At 74.4% G+C, this 1768-nt stretch carries 1 protein-coding gene; it reads left to right on the forward strand.

Annotated features, from left to right (window positions below):
* Positions 1 to 1768 (forward strand): biotin carboxylase N-terminal domain-containing protein (locus tag JL475_RS38835; protein WP_202282900.1); only part of this gene is annotated, 1768 nt, incomplete at its 5' end.

Genomic DNA, 1768 nt, shown 5'->3' on the forward strand with positions numbered 1-1768 from the left:
CAAGGTGCTCATCGCCAACCGTGGCGAAATCGCTGTCCGCGTGGCCCGGGCCTGCCAGGACGCCGGCATCACCAGCGTCGCCGTCTACGCCGACCCGGACCGGGACGCCCTGCACGTCCGCGCCGCGGACGAGGCCTTCGCCCTGGGCGGTGACACCCCGGCCACCAGCTACCTGGACATCGACAAGGTCCTCAAGGCCGCCGCCGAGTCCGGCGCGGACGCCGTCCACCCCGGCTACGGCTTCCTCTCGGAGAACGCCGACTTCGCCCAGGCGGTCCTGGACGCCGGCCTGATCTGGATCGGCCCGCCCCCGCAGGCCATCCGCGACCTGGGCGACAAGGTCGCCGCCCGGCACATCGCCCAGCGCGCCGGCGCCCCGCTGGTCGCGGGCACCCCCGACCCGGTCACCGGCGCCGACGAGGTCCTCGCCTTCGCGAGGCAGCACGGCCTGCCGATCGCCATCAAGGCCGCCTTCGGCGGCGGCGGCCGCGGCCTGAAGGTCGCCCGCACCCTGGACGAGGTGCCCGAGCTGTACGAGTCCGCGGTGCGCGAGGCCACCGCCGCCTTCGGCCGCGGCGAGTGCTTCGTGGAGCGCTACCTGGACAAGCCGCGGCACGTGGAGACCCAGTGCCTGGCCGACACGCACGGCAACGTGGTGGTCGTCTCCACCCGGGACTGCTCGCTGCAGCGCCGCCACCAGAAGCTGGTCGAGGAGGCCCCCGCCCCGTTCCTGTCCGACGCCCAGGTGGCCGAGCTGTACGCGTCCTCCAAGGCCATCCTCAAGGAGGCCGGCTACGTCGGCGCCGGCACCGTGGAGTTCCTGGTCGGCGCCGACGGCACCATCTCCTTCCTGGAGGTCAACACCCGCCTGCAGGTCGAGCACCCGGTCACCGAGGAGGTGGCCGGCCTGGACCTGGTGCGCGAGATGTTCCGCATCGCCGACGGCGAGGCACTGGGCTACGACGACCCGCCGCTGCGCGGCCACTCGCTGGAGTTCCGGATCAACGGCGAGGACCCGGGCCGCAACTTCCTGCCCGCCCCCGGCACGGTGACCGCCTTCGCCCCGCCCACCGGGCCCGGGGTGCGGCTGGACGCCGGGGTGGAGTCCGGCAGCGTGATCGGCCCGGCCTGGGACTCGCTGCTGGCCAAGCTGATCGTCACCGGCCGCACCCGCGCCGAGGCGCTGCAGCGCGCCGCCCGGGCGCTGGCCGAGTTCACCGTGGAGGGCATGGCCACCGCGCTGCCGTTCCACCGCGCGGTGGTCGCCGACCCCGCCTTCGCCCCCGAGCTGCACGGCCGGCCCGGCCCGTTCACGGTGCACACCCGGTGGATCGAGACCGAGTTCGTCAACGAGATCAAGCCGTTCGCGGCCGGCCCGGACGGCGCGGCGGAGGAGGAGGCCAACCGGGAGACGGTGGTCGTCGAGGTCGGCGGCAAGCGGCTGGAGGTGTCGCTGCCCGCCTCGCTGGGCATGTCGCTGGCCCGCACCGGGCTGGCGGCCGGGGCCCGGCCCAAGCGCCGGGCGGCGAAGCGGTCCGGGCCGGTGGCCTCCGGGGACACCCTGGCCTCGCCGATGCAGGGCACCATCGTCAAGGTCGCGGTGGAGGAGGGCCAGCAGGTCGCCGAGGGCGATCTGGTGGTGGTGCTGGAGGCGATGAAGATGGAGCAGCCGCTGAACGCGCACCGCTCGGGCACCGTCAAGGGGCTGAGCGCCGAGGTCGGCGCGTCGGTCACCTCCGGCGCGGTGATCTGCGAGATCAAGGACTGA

It is taken from the genome of Streptomyces sp. M2CJ-2 (assembly GCF_016757295.1).
Lineage (GTDB): Bacteria > Actinomycetota > Actinomycetes > Streptomycetales > Streptomycetaceae > Streptomyces.